Here is an 18,592-nt window from a genome sequence, read left to right as displayed (position 1 = left end):
GGATCCAGTCGTTTCGAAAACCTCCGACGGTCGGTGCCGTCGGCCGTACGAACACGCCCCTACCGGGACCCGGCGTGTCGTCGCGGCTGACGGCGCTGCGGTCGACCGTGGCCGGGATCGGGACCACGCTCGACGAGGAGACCACCTGCGTCGAGCTCACCAAGGTGGCCGCCGAGCACACCGGGGGCACCGCGGCCATCGTGCGGCGCGGCGAGGAGGGCGAGGCGGACTACCAGGCGGTCACCGGCGACCGCACGCTGCTGCCCGACCTGCGATGGGCCGTGGAGGTGGCGCTCCGGTCGGACAGCCGGGTCGGGCACGAGCGGCGCGGCCCCGCGCTCTGCGTGCCCCTCGCCAGCGGCGAGGACCGCTTCGGCGTCCTGGTGTGCGTCCGGGGCTACGGGCCCTTCACCCCGTCGGAGACGGACGTGCTGGCGCTGCTCGCCGAGCGGGCCGCCTCGCACATCCGGCACGCCCGGGAGCACGACCGGATGAGCCGGATCGTCGGCGATCTCCAGCGCGCCCTGCTCGCCGAGCCCGGCCGGCCGCACCCCAACCTGGACGTCGCCATCCGCTATCTGCCCGTGGGGCAGCGCGCGCTGGTCGGCGGCGACTGGTGCGAGACCGTCCGGCTGCACTTCGGGCGGACCCTGCTCGTGGTCGGCGACGTGATGGGCCACGGCCTGGAGGCGGCCGTCGACATGACCGCCTACCGCTCCGCCCTGCGCTACATAGCCTCCGCCGACCTCCCGCCGCACCGCGTGCTGCGCCAGCTCGACGACATCGCCTCCAGCGAGCCCGACCGTCGTCCCGCCACCTGTCTGATCGCCCGAGTCGACCCCGTGCGCGGTCAGGTCACGCTGGCCAGCGCCGGTCATCTGCCGCCCGCCGTGATCGACGGCATGGGGGACACCTCGCTGCTGCCGGTGCCGGTCGGCCCCCCGCTGGGCACGGGGCTCGGCGGCTACGAGCCGGCGACGTTCCAGCTGGACGCCCAGGAGACGCTGCTGCTGTTCACCGACGGGCTCGTCGAGCATCGCGGCGAGGACATCGACCAGTCCCTGAACCGGCTGGCCGGGCTGCGCTTCACCGCCCCGGAGGACATGGAGACCATCATCGACACCGTCCTCGCCAACCTGGACGCCCGCCACGCGGAGGACGACGTGGCCGTCCTGGCGTCCAGGCTCCGGCAGCGGCCGCACGCCGAGGAGGAGGGCGTGGCGTTCGGCATGTGAATGCCCTCTCCTGAGGAGCCCTACCAACGCCCTCTCCTGAGGAGTCCTTCCGACGCCCTCTCCTGAGGAGCCTTTCTTACGGATCGGGGACATCCGGGGGCGCCGGTCCCGCACTCGCGTGCGGAGTGCGAGGCTGGCGGCATGGAACAGCAGTCGTACGGGGCCCGGGTCCTGGTCGTCGACGACGACCCGACCGTCGCCGAAGTGGTCTCCGGGTATCTCGACCGGGCCGGATACGTCGTGGACCGGGCCGGTGACGGCCCCGACGCGCTGGCCCGCGCCGCCGCGCACTGGCCGGACCTGGTCGTGCTGGACCTGATGCTGCCCGGCATGGACGGACTGGAGGTGTGCCGGCAGATGCGGGTGCGCGGCCCGGTGCCGGTGATCATGCTCACCGCGCGCGGGGACGAGGACGACCGGATCCTCGGCCTGGAGGTCGGCGCCGACGACTACGTCACCAAACCCTTCAGCCCCCGCGAGCTGGTCCTGCGGGTGGAGTCCGTGCTGCGCCGGACCCGGCCCGCGCCGCACTCCACGGGCACCCTGAGCGCCGCCGGGCTCACGATCGACCCGGCCGCCCGGCGCGCCGCCAAGAACGGGGCGGAACTCGCCCTCACGATCCGGGAGTTCGACCTGCTCGCGTTCCTCCTGCGGCACCCGGGGCGGGCGTTCAGCCGGGAGGAGCTGATGCGTGAGGTGTGGGGGTGGGACTTCGGCGATCTGTCGACGGTGACCGTCCATGTGCGGCGGCTGCGCGGGAAGGTGGAGGACGATCCGGCCCGGCCGCGGTTCATCCAGACGGTGTGGGGCGTCGGCTACCGCTTCGACGCCGGCGACGGGGAGGCGTGAGCCGTGGAAGCCACCCTGCTCATCGCCCTGTTCGCCTTCCTCGGCGCCGCCGCGGCCGGGCTGCTCGGCGCCGGGGTGCTGCTGCTGATCCGGCGGCGCTCGCTCACCACGCACATCACCGTGGTCGCCGCCGTCGCCGTCGGCGCGATGTTCGCGGGCACGCTCGCGGTCGCGCAGGCGATGTTCCTGTCCGCGCACGACCTGACCGTCGTGACCACCGTGGTCGCGATGGCCGCCGTGGTCTCCCTGGTCACCGCGCTTCTGCTGGGCCGCTGGGTCGCCGCCCGCAGCCGCGCCCTCACCCTCGCCGCCCGCTCCTTCGGCGACGGCGGCGACTTCACCAGTCCCGACGGCCCCGCCACCGCCGAACTCGCCGCACTCAGCCGTGAGCTGGAGGCGACCAGCCGCAAGCTCGCCGAGTCCCGGGACCGCGAGCGCGCCCTGGAGACCTCCCGGCGCGAACTGGTCGCCTGGATCTCGCACGACCTGCGCACCCCGCTCGCCGGACTGCGCGCCATGTCCGAGGCGCTGGAGGACGGCGTCGCCGCCGACCCCGACCGCTACCTCCGCCAGATCCGCGCCGAGGCCGAACGCCTCAACGACATGGTCAGCGACCTCTTCGAACTCTCCCGCATCCACGCGGGCACGCTGGCGCTGAGCCCGAGCCGGATCTCGGTGTACGACCTGATCGGCGACGCCCTCGCGGGCGCGGACCCGCTCGCCCGGGAGCACGGCGTACGGCTCGTCGGCGACCGGGTCGAGCCGGTGCCCGTCGAGGTGGACGGCAAGGAGATGAGCCGGGTGCTGGGGAACCTGCTCATCAACGCGATCCGGCGGACGCCCGCCGACGGCACGGTCGCGGTGGCCGCCGAGCGCTCGCCCGACGGCGGGGTCGTCCTGTCCGTGACGGACGGCTGCGGCGGGATCCCGGAGGAGGACCTGCCGCGCGTCTTCGACACCGGCTGGCGCGGCACCGACGCCCGAACGCCACCGGCCGGGGCCGGACTGGGGCTCGCCATCGTGCGGGGCATCGTGGAGGCCCACCACGGGCGGGCCGCCGTACGCAATGTCTCCGGCGGCTGCCGCTTCGAGGTGACGCTGCCGATGGCGGACGTCTGAGGCGCGCGTGACCGGGCGGTGCGGCTGGGCTCCGCTGGGAGTGCCGCGGTATGCCGTCGATCGTCTGCGGCACCGTCGTGGCTGGTCGCGCCCACGCGGCGGAGCCGCACATCGAGAGAGCCCCACGCCCCTTCAGGGCGCTACGCCGGCCGGCAGTCGGACCGTGAACACCGTCGCCCCCGGCTCGCTGCTCAGCTCGATCGTGCCGCAATGAGCGCGAATCAGCGAGCTGGCCACCGCCAGGCCGAGCCCGCTGCCGCCGCGGTCGCGGCTGCGGGCCTTGTCGACCCGGTAGAAACGGTCGAAGACGCGTTCCCGGTCGGTGGCCGGTATCCCGGGCCCCGCGTCGCAGACCCGCACCAGCGCCGCCCCGGGCGCGACCGAGACCGCCACGCCCACCTCCGTCCCGGCCGGGGTGTGCACGGCGGCGTTGGTGAGCAGATTGTCCAGCACCTGCCGGATCCGCTGCGGATCCAGCCGCAGTTCCACCGGCCGGTCCCCCGTGATCACCGTCAGCGGATGGCCGGGGTGCGCGGCGCGGAAGGCGTCGGCGGCCTGCTCGACCAGCTCGACCAGGTCCGCGTCCGTGAGCCGCAGCGGCGTCTCCACCTCGGCGGCGTCGAGCCGGGCGAGCAGCAGCAGATCGTCCAGCAGGAAACCCATCCGGGCGGCCTCGGCCCGCAGCCGCGCCAGATGCTTGTCCCGTTCCTCGGGCGCGTTCGCGGCCGCGTACTGGAAGAGGTCCGCGTAGCCGCGTACCGACATCAGCGGCGTCCGCAGCTCGTGCGAGGCGTCCGCGACGAACCGGCGCAGCCGCTGCTCGGCCTCGGCGCGCACGGCGAGGGAGTCGTCGATGTGCTCCAGCATGGTGTTGAACGCCGTGCGCAGCTCCTCCACCTCCGGGCCGCCGCCCCGGCGGTCCGCACGCAGCGGCAGCCGGGCCGCGGACTCGGTCAGATCGTGCGAGGCGATGCCGTGCGCGGTGTGCGCCATGTCGCTGAGCGGTTGCAGCCCGCGCCGCAGCATCTTCCGGCCGAGCACCACCAGCGCCAGCAGCGCCAGCCCGAACGTGACCACCTGGATCGTGATCAGCTGCCGCACGGTGTCCTCGATGTCGCCCATGGGGGCGGCGCTCACCAGGACCACCCCGGGCTCGACCTCGCAGGCGCGCAGCCGGTAGGCGCCCGCACCCCTGATCTGCTCGGTGCGCAGCAGCTCCGTGTCCGCGGCGACCTGGGCCCGGGCCAGGGCGGTGAAGTCGTCGACGTCCGCCGGCAGGTCGGCGGGGTCCTCGGGCTTGCGGAGCACTGCGGCGCCGCCCGACACGTCGTACACGGCGTAGTACCAGCTGTAGTACTTCTTCCCGGAGAGCGTGCCGTAGTCCGCGATGCTCTTGGACTGGGCGATCTGGGCCTGCGCCAGCTGCTGGTCGAGCTGGGCCGACAGGTAGTCCCGCATGTACGTCGTCAGGGCCGTGCCCACCACGGAGAACACCACCAGCGACAGCGCGCCCAGCCCCAGCGCCAGCCGGGTGCCCAGGCGCAGCCTGCCGTAGCCGTGGCGCAGCCGGCCCAGCACTCGCCTCACTCTGCGGCCTGCCGGATCACGTAACCGAAGCCCCGCACGGTGTGGATCAGCGGTGCGGTGCCGTCGTCGGGCTCGTCGAGCTTGCGCCGCAGACGGCTCACGACCAGCTCCACCACATTGGAACGGCCGCCGAAACCGTACTCCCACACATGATCGAGGATCTGCGCCTTGGTGAGCACGGTCGGTGACTTGCGCATGAGATAGCGCAGCACCTCGTACTCGGTCGGCGTCAGCGTCAGCAGCCGCTCGCCGCGCCGCACCTCACGGGTGTCCTCGTCCATGGTGAGGTCCCCCACCCGCAGCACCGAACGCTGGAACCCGGGCCCCGCGGCGCGCCGCAGCACCGTGCGCAGCCGGGCCATCAGCTCCTCCACCGCGAACGGCTTCACCAGGTAGTCGTCCCCGCCCCGGGTCAGCCCCGCCACCCGGTCGGAGACCGCGTCACGCGCGGTGAGGAACACCACCGGCACCATCGTCCCCGAACCGCGCAGCCGGTCGAGCACGCCGAAGCCGTCCACGTCCGGCAGCATCAGGTCGAGCACGACGATGTCCGGATGGAACTCGGCGGCCCGGCGCAGCGCCTCGTCGCCGGAGTTCGCGGTGACCGCGTCCCAGCCCTCGTAGCGGGCGACCGTGGCGACGAGGTCGGCGATGGGCGGGTCGTCGTCCACGACCAGCAGTCGTACTTTCTCCACTCGTTCATAGTGCGGCACCGGCCGTCCGCCGCCAGACCCGGTCACCATGCGGACGCACATCGATATCCACTTGAAAGTTGTACGACAGGGAAACGACAGCTCCGGCCAGCCAAGCTCGGTGTCGCAAGGCCCCGACCAGGCCCCCGACCAAGGAGTTGCTGTCCGTGACGACCGTCCAGTCGCCTGCCGCGCCCGTCGCGGCGATACGTCCCAAAGTGGTGGCCCGCACCGGCCTGTACGCCGTGCTGGCCGCCAACGTGGCCGCGGTCACCTACTTCTTCGTCCAGGCAGGGTTCGCCTCCAACGCGCTGATCGTCCTCGGCCGCCTCGCCGGGCTGTACGGCGCCCTCCTCATGGCCTTCCAGCTGGTGCTGGTGGCCCGGCTGCCCTGGTTCGACCGCCGGATCGGCATGGACCGGCTCACCCTGTGGCACCGCTGGATCGGCTTCTCGCTGCTGTGGACGCTGCTCGCCCACGCGGTGTTCATCACCTTCGGCTACGCCGGCTCCTCCGGCCTGGACCCGGTCAACCAGCTCGTCGACCTCGCCGAGACGGTCGAGGGCGTGCTGCGGGCGGTGGTCGCGCTGGCGCTGATCATCGTGATCGGCACGGTCTCGGCCCGCTTCGCCCGGCGCCGACTGGCCTACGAGACGTGGCACTTCATCCACCTCTACACGTACATCGCCGTGGTGCTGGCCTTCTCCCACCAGGTCGCGGTCGGTACGACCTTCGTCGCCTCGCCGGTGGCCACCGGCTACTGGTGGACCCTGTGGACCGTCGCCCTCGGGTCGGTGTTGGTGGGCCGCCTGGTGCTGCCGCTGTGGCGGAACTGGCGCCACCAGCTGCGCGTCTCGGCCGTCGTCCCCGAGAACGACAACGTCGTCTCCGTCTACGTCACCGGCCGCGACCTCGACCGGCTGCCCGCCCGCGCCGGCCAGTTCTTCCTGTGGCGGTTCCTGACCCGTGGCCGCTGGTGGCAGGCCAACCCCTGGTCGCTGTCGGCCGCGCCCGACGGCCGCTCCCTGCGCCTGACCGCCAAGGCCGTCGGCGCCGGCAGCGCCGGCCTGCGCCACCTCAAGGCCGGCACCCGCGTCTTCGCCGAGGGCCCCTACGGCGCCTTCACCACCATGCACCGCACCCGGCCGGACGCCCTGCTCATCGCCGGCGGCGTCGGCATCACGCCGATGCGGGCCCTGCTGGAGGAACTGCACGGGCACGCCGTACTGATCTACCGCGTGGCCACCGACCAGGACGCCGTGCTCTACGACGAGCTGCGCGAACTGGCCCACGCCAAGGGCGCCGAGCTGTACCTGGTCACCGGCCCCGCAGAGCCGGACCGGCTGTCCGCCGCCGAACTCGCCCGGCTGGTGCCCGACATCGCCGACCGCGACGTCTATCTGTGCGGACCGCCCGGAATGACCCGCGGGGTGCTGCACAGCCTGCGCGAGCTGGGCGTGCCCAAGACGCAGATCCACCACGAGCGCTTCAGCCTGGCGGGCTGACGGACCTGACGGGAACGAGGAAGAACACCGTGAAACGAGCACTGCCTGTCCTGGTCCTGACCGTCGCGGGCCTGATCCCGGTCTGGCGCTACGAGCCGTCCCAGACCACGACGACCACCGAGGTGACCCAACCCGCCTCGACGCCCTCCTCCTCAGGTTCAGGGACCTCCGCCTCGCGCGTCGTCGCGGGCTCGACCGTGAACACCGAGAAGGGCCCCGTGCAGGTGGAGGTGACCTTCGAGGGCGGTGAGATCACGGCCGTACGGATGCTGCAGCAGCCGAACCACCCGCAGACCACGGCCGCCGTCCCGACGCTGATCGAGGAGACGCTTCAGGCGCAGAGCGCGGACATCGACTCGGTGTCGGGGGCCACGATCACCAGCGCGGGCTACAAGGAGTCGTTGCAGGCCGCCATCGACGCGCAGGCCGCGGCGGCCGCCTCGGCGAGCCCCTCCGACAACGCTTCCGCAGCGGAGCCCGAGGTCGTCGCGGGCCCGACGGCGAACACCGAGAAGGGCCCCGTGCAGGTCGAGGCGACCTTCGAGGGCGACGAGATCACGGCCGTACGGATGCTCCAGCAGCCGAACCACCCGCAGACCACGGCCGCCGTCCCGACGCTCATCGAGGAGACCCTCGAAGCCCAGAGCGCGGACATCGACTCGGTGTCCGGTGCCACGATCACCAGCGAGGGCTACAAGCAGTCCCTCCAGGCCGTGATCGACGCGAAGGGCGCCTGACGTGCACCGCGTCGAACACGTCATGGGCTTCCCGGTCTCCCTGCGCATCGACGACGAGCACGTGCCCGAGGGGCTCGCGGACGCCGTGTTCGCCTGGCTGCGCGAAGTGGACGAGCGGTTCAGCCCGTTCAAGGCGGACAGCGAGGTGTCCCGGCTGGACCGGGGCGAGATCGGCCCCGGCGAGGTCAGCGCCGACCTCGCCGAGGTCCTCGACCTGTGCGAGCAGTACCGGCTCGCGACCGGCGGCGCCTTCGACGCCCGCCTGCCCGGCCGCGGACTCGACCCCTGCGCCGTGGTCAAGGGCTGGTCGGTGCAGCGGGCGGCCGAGCTGCTGACCGGCGCCGGGGTACGGCGGTTCTGCCTCAACGCCGGGGGCGATGTGGTCGTCGGGGGCGGTCCGTGGCGCGTGGGGGTACGGCATCCCGACCACGCCGATCAGGTGTGCGCCGTCCTGGAGTTGACCGACGCGGCGGTGGCGACGTCCGCGTCGTACGAGCGCGGCGAGCACATCGTCGACGGGCGCACCGGACGTCCGGCGACCGGCCTGCTCAGCGTCACGGTGGTCGCGCCGACCCTGACGGAGGCGGACACCGCGGCGACGGCGGCGTTCGCGATGGGGGCGGAGGGGGTTGCCTGGGTGGCCGGGCGGGAGGGGTGCGAGGTGTACGCCGTGGACGCCGGGCGGCGGGTGCGGCGTACGGCGGGGCTGCCGGTGGCGGCGTAGACCTGCGCCCCTGTGGGGCGCATCCGGTACCGCCCCTTCCGCAAAGAATCGAACGCCACCCGCCAAAGTCCCGCAACGCAACCGGTCTAGACTCTCCCCGCAACGGCCCGCCCCCAGGCGAGAGCGGGCGGCGACTGCCACACCCGAAGGGCGTTCGGCGTTTTGATACGGATAGATTCAGTCACCAAGCGGTATCCCGACGGCACGGTGGCGGTCGACCGGCTGTCACTGGAGATACCCGACCGTTCGATCACCGTCCTCGTCGGACCCTCGGGGTGCGGCAAGACCACCACCCTGCGGATGATCAACCGGATGGTGGAGCCCAGCGAGGGCAGCATCCTGCTCGACGGCGTCGACATCATGCAGCAGCCGGTCAACACGCTGCGCCGGTCCATGGGATACGTCATCCAGAACGCCGGCCTCTTCCAGCACCGCACGATCGTCGACAACATCGCCACCGTGCCCCGCATGCTCGGCTGGGGCAAGGACAAGGCCCGCTCCCGCGCCAGGGAGTTGATGGAGCGGGTGGGGCTGGACGCATCCCTCGCCAAGCGGTACCCCTACCAGCTCTCCGGCGGCCAGCAGCAACGCGTCGGCGTCGCCCGGGCGTTGGCCGCCGATCCGCCGGTGCTGCTGATGGACGAGCCGTTCTCCGCCGTCGACCCCGTCGTCCGCAAGGGCCTGCAGGACGAACTGCTGCGGATCCAGGACGAGTTGGGCAAGACCATCGTCTTCGTCACGCACGACATCGACGAGGCCGTCAAGCTCGGCACCATGGTCGCCGTGATGCGCACCGGCGGCCGGCTCGCCCAGTTCGCCCCGCCCGCCGAACTGCTGTCCAACCCGGCGGACGACTTCGTCGAGGACTTCCTCGGCGCCGACCGGGGCATCCGGCGGCTGTCCTTCTTCCCGTCCGCCGGACTGGAGCTGCTCACCACGCCGATCGTCGCCGTCGACGCCACCGCCGAGCAGATCGCGGCCCGCGGCTCGGCCGACGCCCCCTATCTCCTCGTCACGGACCTGGACGGCAGGCCACTCGGCTGGAGCGAGCCGCGCGACCTCACCGCCGGGCAGATCGAACCGGAGCGACTGCTGCCGTACGGGCGGCCGTTCGTCGCCGAGCGGGACTCGCTGCGGGCCGCGCTCGACGGCGCCGTGCTGTCGCCCACCGGCTGGGCCGTCGCCGTGGACGGCGACGGCCGGGCGGCCGGGGTCGTCTCGCAGCAGACCATCGGCGAGGCGATCCGCGGCGCCCACGCCGCGGCACCCACCGCGGAGACCGCCCACGCCCAGGCCACCCACGCGAAGGCCACCCGATGAACGGCCTCTTCGACCTGCCCAGCGACCTCCAGAACAGCTACTGGGGCCTGATCGCACTCCACCTGCGCGAGGCGCTGATCCCGGTGCTGGCCGGACTGCTCGTGGCACTGCCGATCGCGCAACTGTGCGTGCGGCTGCGCTGGCTGTACCCGCCCGTGCTGTGGGTGACGACCGTGCTGTACGCGATCCCGTCGCTCGCCTTCTTCGTCGTCCTCATCGACTACACCGGCCTGAGCGAGACGACGGTGATGATCCCGCTCGCCGTCTACAGCCTGGTGGTGTTCGTCCCGGCGATCGTGGACGGCGTCCGCTCGGTGCCCCGCGAGACCCTCGACGCCGCCACCGCCATGGGCTTCGGGCCCGTACGCCGCTATGTCCAGGTGCAGTTGCCGATCGCCGCGCCCGCGATCATCGCCGGACTGCGGGTGGCGTCGGTGTCGAGCATCTCCCTGGTCAGCGTCGGCATGCTGATCGGCAACCAGGGCGCCCTCGGTAACCTGCTCAACAGCGGCATGATCTACAACCAGCCCCGCCTGATCTGGCTCTCCGTCGTTGGCACCGCCGTCCTCGCCATCGTCGTGGACGCCGTGCTGATCGGCCTGCGGATCCTCGTCACGCCCTGGATGCCGCGCGAGACCCGTAGGAACGCGCGCCCGATCGCCCTGAAGGACGCCGCCCGGTGAACGTACTGAACTTCATCAACGCCTTCTTCAGCGACCACGCCCACTGGCAGGGCTACGACGGCATCCCCACCCGCGTCCTGGAACACATCCAGTACACGCTGACGGCGCTCGGCATCGCCGCCGCCGTCGGACTCCCCATCGGCCTGCTGACCGGGCACACCGGGCGCGGCGGCAACACGCTCGCCCTCATCGCCACCGCCGCCCGCGCCCTGCCCAGCTTCGGCCTGATGGTGCTGATGTTCGTGCTGCTCGGGCTCGGTCTGGCACCGGTGATGATCCCGCTGGTCGTGCTGGCGATCCCGCCGATCCTCGTCACCACCTACGAGGCGATGCGCTCGGTCGACCCCGCCCCCGTCGACGCCGCGCGGGGCATGGGCATGGCCGAGGCCGAGGTCCTGTTCCGCGTCGAACTCCCGGTCGCGCTGCCGCTGATCCTCAGCGGCCTGCGCTCGGCGGCCATCCAGATCGTCTCGACGGCCACCATCGCCGCGTACGTCAGCTTCGGCGGCCTCGGCCGCTACATCGTCGACGGCCTCTACCAGCGGGACTACGAGAAGGTCGTGGGCGGCGCCACGCTGGTCGCCGTGCTGGCGCTGGCGACGCTCGGCGTGTTCTGGGCTGTCGGGCGCCTGACGGTGTCCCGCGGGGTCCGCCGGGGCGCCTGACCTCGCCTCACCCCTCGGTGCGGGCCAGCGCCAGCTCCAGTACGACGAGCAGCGCGTCCCGCACCGAGCCGCGCTCCCGGGCGTCGAACACGACGACCGGGGTGTGCTCGGCCACGTCGAGCGCCCAGCGGACCTCCTCCAGCGCGTGCTCGACCTTCCCGTCGAAGGCGTTGATCGCCACCGCGAACGGGACCTGCCGGTGCTCGAAGTAGTCCACGGCCGCGTAGCAGTCGTCCAGCCGCCGGGTGTCGACGATGACCAGCGCGCCGACCGCGCCCTCGACGATGTCGTCCCACATGAAGCCGAACCGGTCCTGTCCCGGCGTACCGAACAGGTACAGCTTCAGCGTCGGGTCGATGGTGATGCAGCCGAAGTCCATCGCGACCGTGGTCGTCGTCTTGCGCGGGGTGTGCGACAGGTCGTCCACCCCGGCCGCGACCTCCGTGATGGCGGCCTCGGTGGTCAGCGGCTCGATCTCGGAGATGGAGCCGACGGCGGTGGTCTTGCCCACGCCGAAGCCGCCCGCGATCACCAGCTTCACCGGCAGCGGGGGCCGTACGGCACTCTGCGCGGCCACGCCGACGGCGAGCGGTTCAGTCGGTGTCACGGAGTACCCCCCGGGAGTCGGGTATGGCGCGGAGGCCATCGATAACCCTTCGCAGGACGGACGCGTCATGGGTGACGGCGGCGTTCGGCACGTACACCGCCAGATGCCCGGCGGTGCGCAGGTCCTCGGCGAGGACCCGGACGACGTTGAGGTGCAGCCGCAGCAACGCGGCGATCTCCGCGATGGACTGGGGCTGCTTGCAGACGGCAACGATGTCGTGCTGCTCGAAGGAGAGCCGGTCGAGCGCGTCGAGGCCCCCGGCGGTGGCCACCACCTGGGTCTCGACGGGCATCGTCCGGGCGGACGCGGCCTCGCCCCCGCCCGCCACCCGGCCGGCGGTGACGAGGAACGGCCGCACGGCGGGGACGGGGCCCACCGGGGCCGGGTCCGGGGGCGTCGGGTCGTCCGCCATGGGTGTCTTCCTCCTCGACCGGGCGGTGACCGGTCAGCCCGTCGACGCGACGCCGACGCTGTTCTTCAGTTCGAGCACGAGCTGCGGGCTGAGCGCGGCACCGGCCCGGTTCGCGAACAGTGTCATCTCGTAGGCGATGTTGCCCAGCTTGGCCTCCTTGTCGGCGACCACCCCGAGCACGGCGCCGCTGCCGATCGCGGAGACCAGGACGTGACCGCCCTCCAGGTCGATGATGACCTTGTTCAGCGCACCGAGGCCGTAGTTGCCGGAGGCGCCGGCGGCCAGGCTGGTGAGGCCGGAGACGATCGCCGCCAGCCGCTCGGAGTGCGCGCGCTCGCGCAGCTGTGCGACGGCGATCAGCAGTCCGTCGGAGGACACCGCGATGGCGTCCACGACGCCCGCGGTCTCGGTCGCGAAACGGTTGAGCAGCCACGTGAAGTCGGCCGCGGCGGCCCGCAGTTCGTCCGGCGTGGTACCTCCCGTCGGAGTACCACCTGTCGACGTGCTCACTGCTCCGCTCCTTCCGGGGGGTGATTCTCGTGGTGCGGGCCCTTGGCGCCCGCGCCGCTGTTGCTGTCGCGGTGGGCGCGTTCCACCGCTGCCTCGAACTCCTCCAGCGCGCTGCGTACGGCGTCCGCGTCGGCCTGGGTCACGGCGCGCGGCGCGGCCTGCCGGTCGGCCCCTGCGGTGGCGGTCGTACGCAGCGTGGCGCCCCGGACGCGGCGGCGAAGTGGCCGGGCACCGCCGGGCGGCGCCTCGGTGCGGGCCCTGGGGATGACCGGCTTGTCGTCACCGGTGGCCGGCTCGCGCCGGGGGACCCGGCGGGGGAGCGGGACAGGGTCGTCCACGGCGTCATCCGGTACCGCCGGCACTTCTGGTGCCCCCGGCACGGCGGCCGCGGGCCGCGGCCCGGACGCCGGGGCCGGTACGGCGCCCGCCTCCGTGCGGTCCGTCGCCGTACCGCTCGTCGCGTGCTTGTGGTCCCCTGCCGAACCGCCGGAGGCCACCGCGCTCATCGTCAGCAGCAGCGTCGACGGAATGCCGACCTCGGCCGTCACACCGCCGCCGGGCGTACGGGACAGGGTCACGCCGATCTCCCAGCGGCGGGCCAGGTTGCCCACCACGAACAGGCCCAGCACCTTGGTCGGGACCAGGTCGAGGCGCTCGCGGCGGATCAGGCGGGCGTTCTCCTCGGCGAGCCGCTCGGCGCTCATGCCGAGGCCGTGGTCGGCGATGGTGATCGTCGCGCCCTCGTCACCGGCCCGGACGGTCACCTCGACGGGGCTGCCCGCGGGCGAGAACGACACGGCGTTCTCCAGGAGTTCGGCCACCATCAGCGTGAGGTCGCCGACGATGTCCGGCTCGACCATGATCTCGGTCCCGGCGTGCAGCTCGACCCGCTGGTAGCCCTCGATCTGGCCGAGCGCGGCCCGTACGACGTTGGTGAGCGCGGTCGGCCCGCCGTCCAGGACGGTCTCGCGGATACCGGCGAGCAGCATCAGGCTGTCGGCGTTGCGGCGCAGCCGGACCGCGATGTGGTCGATGTTGTACAGTCGTTCGAGCAGGGCGGGGTCGGTCTCGCCGCGTTCGACGGCGTCGATGAGGGCGAGCTGCCGGGTGGTGAGGTTGCTGACCCGGCGGCCGACGTTGCCGAACATCTCGGCGACGTTGCGGCGGCTGAGCACCTGCCGCTCCAGCAGCGCGGCCGCGGTGGTCTGCACCCGGTTGAAGGCGTCGGCCAGGTCGCCGATCTCGTCCTGGGCGGTGACCGGGATCTCACGCAGCCGCGGCGGCGCGTCGTCCTCGGTGTCGTCGTCGGCCACGCGTGCCAGCTCACGGCCGGCCACGTCGGCGACCTGCCGGGCGGCACCGGTGAGCGCCTGCACCGGACGGATCACCGAGCGGCGTACCGTCACCGACAAGAACCCCCACAGCAGGAAGCCGGACACGGCGAGGCCCAGCAGCCAGGCGGCGTTCCACCAGGCGTCGTTGGAGGCGTCGTCGGCCCGGTCGGCGATCTGGTCGATGAGCGAGCCGGTGATCGCCAGCCGGGTGTCGGACTGCTCGCGGTAGGCCGGGTAGTTGGACAGGGCGAGGGTGAACTTCGCGCGGAGCACGCTCGGCGTCGCGGCCTGCAGCGCGCTCGGGTCGATCTGCAACTCGGCGTACTGCCGCAGGATGGTCGCCTGCGCCGGGTTGTGCTCGATGCCGCGCAGCTCGGCCGCCTGCTCCTCGGTGGCGAACCGGCCGAACCGCTCGGCCTGGTGCTCGTACAGCTCGTAGGCGCCGACCGCGCTGATGAACTCGATGAGCGCGTTGGAGTCGCCGGTCGAGGCCGAGAACACGCTGGTCTCGAACGAGCTGTGGGCGGCGTTGGCGCGCAGCAGGGAGTCCAGCAGATTGCCGGTGAAGGTGGCCGCGAGAGCCGGGTTGCGGTCCAGGCCCAGGCCGTCGATCAGGCCCCTGGCGGCGTTGTGGTAGGCCGGGTCGATGTTGTCGGCGGGCAGATAGCCCTGCTCGATGGTCCGGCGCAGACTGCTCAGGCCGTTGACCTCCCGCAGCGCCTGTGCCTCGGTCTCCGCCAGCCGGTCCCCGAACGTGGCGCGCACCTTCTCGACCTGGGCGTCGACCTCCCGTTGCGCCGCCCGGTAGTCGGTCAGCGAGGGCTTGGCGCCGCTGTCGCCGGCCTCGTACCGCACGGACAGCAGGATGGCCTGCTGGTGCTCGGTCTCCACCCGGTCGACGAGTTCGGCGACCTGGGCGCTGTCCCGGACGAGGGCGGCGGCCTCGGCCGCGCTGCGGGCCTGCGTGACCTGGCCGGAGATGAGATATGTGAGCAGCACCGCGAGTCCGGCCAGCGGCACGCCGACCAGGACGTTGAGCTTCTGACGGAACGGCCGGCGATCGGCGAAGCCGCGCAGGCCACCCCGGGGCGGCCCGGGGGAGGGCGCGCGCACCTCGTTCGTGGACACCGAGCCTCCTTCGTGGGGTGTCGCACCGCGCGGGTCAAACGCGCGTGTCCGTTCGCATGTCGTTTCCGATCGGCTTCGGCCGGTGTGCGACGACACCGGTGCGGTTTGTGTCACCGCTGTGACCGGAGGGCAACTGCGGTGAGACTATCGCCTCCTGGGAGGGCGGATCGCACCACTCCAAGTCAAGAATCCGTTACAACCTGCTCCTCGGAACGCGGAAATCGCTCGCGCATCCTTCACAACTGGTCACTCATTGAAGCCGATTGGTGACCTGGCTGCTCTTGACTGAGCGAGAACCGGCTGGATTGGATCAGTGAGTGCGGTATGTGCGCCGCGTCCAGGATGGCCATGCTCCGCCGCCACATCCTCAAATCCCCAAAGCCGGAACGGGAACCGTGACTTCAACCGTGAAGAGCACCTGGTCCAGTACGAGACACCGCGGCGCGACCGCCGTCGCCCTCGCCGTCGCGGCGGCGCTGGTCGCCGGTTGTGGCTCGTCCTCCGACGACACGTCCGACAACCCGCTCTCCGAGGGCGGCGCTTCGGGCGGCAAGACCGTCGTCGTCGGCTCCAACAACTTCGCCGAGAGCATCCTCCTCGCCGACATCTACGGCGAGGCCCTGAAGGCCAAGGGCATCAAGGTCGAGTACAAGCCCAACATCGGCAGCCGCGAGACCACGTACGGCCTGCTGAAGAACGGCTCCATCACCGTCCTGCCCGAGTACAACGGCTCGCTGCTGGCCTACCTCGACCCCGACGCCGAGCAGAAGTCGACCGAGTCCGTGAACGCGGCCGTCAAGGCCAAGCTGGACTCCAAGCTGACGCTGCTGGAGTCCGCGCCTGCAGAGGACAAGGACTCGGTGTCCGTCAACGCCGAGACGGCCAAGAAGTACGACCTCACCGCCGAGTCCACCCTCGCCGACCTCAAGGACATCGCGCCCGAGCTGGTCATCGGCGGCTCGCCGGAGTTCCAGACCCGGCACCAGGGGCTGGTCGGGCTGGAGAAGGAGTACGGCCTGAAGTTCAAGTCCTTCAAGGCCCTCGACGCCGGTGGCCCGCTGACCCAGGCGGCGCTGACGAAGAACACCGTGCAGGCCGCGGACATCTTCACCACCGACCCGACCATCACCAAGGAGAAGTTCGTCGTTCTGCAGGACCCGAAGAACCTCTTCGGCTTCGCGAACGTGACCCCGCTGGTGTACAAGAGCGGCCTTCCGCAGGAGGGGGTCGACGCGCTCAACGCGGTGTCCGCCAAGCTCGACACCAAGACGCTGCTGGACCTGGACACCCAGGTCCAACTGGAGAACAAGGACCCGCTGGACGTGGCGAAGGCCTGGCTGCAGTCGGTCGGCCTGGACTGACCTTCCGCGCCCCTCGCCGAGGGTCCCGCCGTACCTCACGTGCCCCGCGCCGCCTTGAGCCGCGCGGGGCACGCACGTGTCAACCCTCGGACAGCAAGGGTGAGTTTCCCGCCGGACAAAGGGTTTCCCCTGTATCCGTCCGGCGGTTCCGTTGAATATCGTTCCACCACAGCTGACCCACAGGTAACCCCTGACGGGTCGGTTCGCGCCAGGCCGGCCTCAGCACGCCGCTTTTCGACATACCCCCCTCCGCTTCGACGACGAGGCGCATCGACCGCCGCTCCGCGCTGTCCGGAATACGGCCACGAAAGGCAAGCCCTTGCGAACCTCCCCTGCCATCAGACGCAAGCTGATATCCGTCGCCGCCGTCTCCGCGGCGCTGCTCACCGCAGCCGCCCCGGTCGCCGCAGCCCAGGACCCCTCACCCGGCGAAGCCGCCGTCCCCACCGCCCAGACCGAGGCCGCCCCCGGCACGCCCGCCGAACGCCTCATCGTCGGCTACAAGTCCGGCGCCGCCGAGGCCAAGTCGAACAAGGCCGCCGAGGCCGACGCCCGGGCCAAGGGTAAGGAGGCCGGCGAGGACCTCGACTTCCAGCGCCGCCTCGGCACCGGCGCCGCCCTGGTCGACCTGGGCGAGAGCCTCACGCAGGCGGACGTCGCCGACGTCGTCGCCGAGTACCAGGCGGACCCGCAGGTCGCCTACGTCGTACCGGACCGCCTGAACAAGCCGCTGGCCGACCCGAACGACACCGACTACGCCAAGCAGTGGGACCTCTTCGAGTCCACCGCCGGCATGAACGTGCCGGGCGCCTGGTCCACCTCGACCGGCACCGGCGTCACCGTCGCCGTCATCGACACCGGCTACGTCGCCCACTCCGACCTCGCCGCGAACATCGTCGGCGGCTACGACTTCATCTCCGACACCTTCGTCTCCGTCGACGGCAACGGCCGCGACAGCAACCCGGCCGACCCGGGCGACTGGTACAACGCCAACGAATGCGGCCCCGGCATCCCGGCCAGCAACTCCTCCTGGCACGGCACCCACGTCGCCGGCACCATCGCCGCGGTCACCAACAACAGCAAGGGCATGGCCGGCATCGCGTACGGTGCCAAGATCTCCCCGGTGCGGGTGCTCGGCAAGTGCGGCGGTTACGACTCCGACATCATCGACGCCATCACCTGGGCGTCCGGCGGCACCGTCTCCGGCGTGCCCGCCAACTCCAACGTCGCCAAGGTCATCAACATGAGCCTCGGCGGCGACGGCGCCTGCACCTCCGCCACGCAGAGCGCCATCAACGCGGCCGTGAACCGGGGCACGACGGTCGTCGTGGCCGCGGGCAACGACAACGAGAACGTGGCGAACCACTCGCCGGGCAACTGCAACAACGTCATCTCGGTCGCCGCGACCAACCGTTCCGGCGCCAAGGCCTCGTACTCCAACTACGGCTCGCTGATCGACATCTCCGCCCCCGGCGGCCAGACCAGCACCGGCCTCGCCAACGGCATCTACTCCACGGTGAACTCCGGCACCCGGACGCCGTCCACGGAGTCGTACGCCTACTACCAGGGCACCAGCATGGCCGCCCCGCACATCGCGGGCCTCGCCGCACTGTTGGAGTCGGCCAAGTCCTCGCTGACCCCGGCCCAGATCGAGTCGGCGATCAAGGCCAACGCCCGTCCGCTGCCCGGCTCCTGCTCCGGCGGCTGCGGCGCGGGCCTGGCCGACGCCGCGAAGACGGTCCAGGCCGTGGCGGGCGGTACGTCCACCGGTACGACCTTCTCCAGCACCTCCGCGGTCTCGATCCCGGACGCCGGGTCGGCCGTCGAGTCGCCGATCACCGTCAGCGGCCGCAGCGGCAACGCGCCCTCGGCCCTGCAGGTCGCGGTGGACATCACCCACACCTACCGCGGTGACCTGGTCATCGACCTGGTCGCGCCGGACGGCTCGACGTACCGCCTGAAGTCCTCCAGCGGCTCGGACTCCGCGGACAACGTCAACACCACCTACACGGTGAACGCCTCCAGCGAGGTTGCCAACGGCACCTGGAAGCTGCGGGTGCAGGATGTCGCCGCGCAGGACACGGGCACGATCAACAGCTGGAGCCTGACGTTCTGACGTAGGTG

General features: G+C 71.7%; 17 protein-coding genes. 11 read left to right on the top strand and 6 right to left on the bottom strand.

Translation table 11 applies throughout. From position 1 onward, the window contains the following. Nucleotides 1-74 precede the first annotated feature (74 nt). The 3 genes from HJD23_RS08605 (at nucleotide 75) to HJD23_RS08595 (ending at nucleotide 3,203) form a co-directional block, all read left to right on the top strand. The gene (locus tag HJD23_RS08605) at nucleotides 75-1,235 is read left to right on the top strand and encodes a SpoIIE family protein phosphatase (protein WP_240980663.1); all 1,161 of its coding nucleotides are present in this window, start codon (nucleotides 75-77) and stop codon (nucleotides 1,233-1,235) included. Between the two features lie 141 nt (nucleotides 1,236-1,376). Beyond that, on the top strand, nucleotides 1,377-2,084 hold the full coding sequence (locus tag HJD23_RS08600) for a response regulator transcription factor (RefSeq protein ID WP_171108515.1): 708 nt from the start codon (nucleotides 1,377-1,379) through the stop codon (nucleotides 2,082-2,084). 3 nt (nucleotides 2,085-2,087) lie between these two features. Beyond that, nucleotides 2,088-3,203, top strand: coding sequence for a HAMP domain-containing sensor histidine kinase (locus HJD23_RS08595; protein ID WP_171108513.1), 1,116 nt, complete (start codon nucleotides 2,088-2,090; stop codon nucleotides 3,201-3,203). Nucleotides 3,204-3,335: 132 nt separating this feature from the next. Here HJD23_RS08595 and HJD23_RS08590 read toward each other — a convergent pair whose 3' ends face one another. Together HJD23_RS08590 and HJD23_RS08585 are read right to left on the bottom strand one after the other, a co-directional pair. Then, a complete protein-coding gene (locus HJD23_RS08590) occupies nucleotides 3,336-4,781 on the bottom strand; it encodes a HAMP domain-containing sensor histidine kinase (RefSeq protein ID WP_171108511.1) in 1,446 nt (481 codons plus the stop codon). Nucleotides 4,782-4,786: 5 nt separating this feature from the next. After that, nucleotides 4,787-5,533 (bottom strand): response regulator transcription factor, encoded by a 747-nt coding sequence (locus HJD23_RS08585; protein WP_171108509.1) that lies wholly within the window; start codon nucleotides 5,531-5,533, stop codon nucleotides 4,787-4,789. A 116-nt stretch (nucleotides 5,534-5,649) separates the two neighbouring features. On the opposite strand from HJD23_RS08585, the gene HJD23_RS08580 reads away from it, so the two are divergent. The 6 genes from HJD23_RS08580 to HJD23_RS08555 all read left to right on the top strand — a co-directional run bounded on the left by HJD23_RS08580 (nucleotide 5,650) and on the right by HJD23_RS08555 (nucleotide 11,116). Beyond that, nucleotides 5,650-6,987, top strand: coding sequence for a ferredoxin reductase family protein (locus tag HJD23_RS08580; RefSeq protein ID WP_171108507.1), 1,338 nt, complete (start codon nucleotides 5,650-5,652; stop codon nucleotides 6,985-6,987). 29 nt (nucleotides 6,988-7,016) lie between these two features. Next, on the top strand, nucleotides 7,017-7,724 hold the full coding sequence (locus HJD23_RS08575; RefSeq protein WP_171108505.1) for an FMN-binding protein: 708 nt from the start codon (nucleotides 7,017-7,019) through the stop codon (nucleotides 7,722-7,724). Nucleotide 7,725: 1 nt separating this feature from the next. Further along, nucleotides 7,726-8,448: an FAD:protein FMN transferase gene (locus HJD23_RS08570; RefSeq protein WP_240980662.1), complete on the top strand. Its 723-nt coding sequence runs from the start codon at nucleotides 7,726-7,728 to the stop codon at nucleotides 8,446-8,448. Nucleotides 8,449-8,610: 162 nt separating this feature from the next. After that, the gene (locus HJD23_RS08565; protein ID WP_171108503.1) at nucleotides 8,611-9,768 is read left to right on the top strand and encodes an ABC transporter ATP-binding protein; all 1,158 of its coding nucleotides are present in this window, start codon (nucleotides 8,611-8,613) and stop codon (nucleotides 9,766-9,768) included. Further along, on the top strand, nucleotides 9,765-10,451 hold the full coding sequence (locus HJD23_RS08560) for an ABC transporter permease subunit (RefSeq protein ID WP_171108501.1): 687 nt from the start codon (nucleotides 9,765-9,767) through the stop codon (nucleotides 10,449-10,451). The genes HJD23_RS08565 and HJD23_RS08560 overlap by 4 nt, the downstream gene beginning before the upstream one ends. After that, nucleotides 10,448-11,116, top strand: coding sequence for an ABC transporter permease (locus tag HJD23_RS08555; RefSeq protein ID WP_171108499.1), 669 nt, complete (start codon nucleotides 10,448-10,450; stop codon nucleotides 11,114-11,116). The genes HJD23_RS08560 and HJD23_RS08555 overlap by 4 nt, the downstream gene beginning before the upstream one ends. Before the next feature lie 7 nt (nucleotides 11,117-11,123). Here the strand turns inward: HJD23_RS08555 and HJD23_RS08550 are convergent, their stop codons facing one another. From HJD23_RS08550 to HJD23_RS08535, 4 genes are read right to left on the bottom strand one after another with little or no spacing between them, the layout of a single operon-like run. Beyond that, nucleotides 11,124-11,723 (bottom strand): ATP/GTP-binding protein, encoded by a 600-nt coding sequence (locus HJD23_RS08550; RefSeq protein WP_141307943.1) that lies wholly within the window; start codon nucleotides 11,721-11,723, stop codon nucleotides 11,124-11,126. Then, complete coding sequence (locus HJD23_RS08545; protein WP_171108497.1) at nucleotides 11,710-12,135, bottom strand: DUF742 domain-containing protein; 426 nt, start codon at nucleotides 12,133-12,135, stop codon at nucleotides 11,710-11,712. The genes HJD23_RS08550 and HJD23_RS08545 overlap by 14 nt, the downstream gene beginning before the upstream one ends. A gap of 33 nt (nucleotides 12,136-12,168) precedes the next feature. Beyond that, nucleotides 12,169-12,645 (bottom strand): roadblock/LC7 domain-containing protein, encoded by a 477-nt coding sequence (locus tag HJD23_RS08540; protein WP_141307947.1) that lies wholly within the window; start codon nucleotides 12,643-12,645, stop codon nucleotides 12,169-12,171. Next, nucleotides 12,642-15,107, bottom strand: a complete 2,466-nt coding sequence (locus HJD23_RS08535; RefSeq protein ID WP_171108495.1) for a HAMP domain-containing histidine kinase — start codon at nucleotides 15,105-15,107, stop codon at nucleotides 12,642-12,644. The genes HJD23_RS08540 and HJD23_RS08535 overlap by 4 nt, the downstream gene beginning before the upstream one ends. A gap of 395 nt (nucleotides 15,108-15,502) precedes the next feature. Between HJD23_RS08535 and HJD23_RS08530 the strand changes: the two genes are divergently transcribed. Both HJD23_RS08530 and HJD23_RS08525 read left to right on the top strand, forming a co-directional pair. After that, complete coding sequence (locus HJD23_RS08530) at nucleotides 15,503-16,468, top strand: ABC transporter substrate-binding protein (RefSeq protein ID WP_171108493.1); 966 nt, start codon at nucleotides 15,503-15,505, stop codon at nucleotides 16,466-16,468. Nucleotides 16,469-16,787: 319 nt separating this feature from the next. Then, complete coding sequence (locus HJD23_RS08525; protein ID WP_171108491.1) at nucleotides 16,788-18,584, top strand: S8 family serine peptidase; 1,797 nt, start codon at nucleotides 16,788-16,790, stop codon at nucleotides 18,582-18,584. The last annotated feature ends 8 nt before the right edge of the window (nucleotides 18,585-18,592 follow it).

It is taken from the genome of Streptomyces sp. Z423-1 (assembly GCF_013009255.1).
Lineage (GTDB): Bacteria > Actinomycetota > Actinomycetes > Streptomycetales > Streptomycetaceae > Streptomyces > Streptomyces gossypiisoli.
The sequence above is the reverse complement of the archived record's forward strand: the minus strand, read 5'-3'. Positions and strand labels throughout refer to the sequence as shown.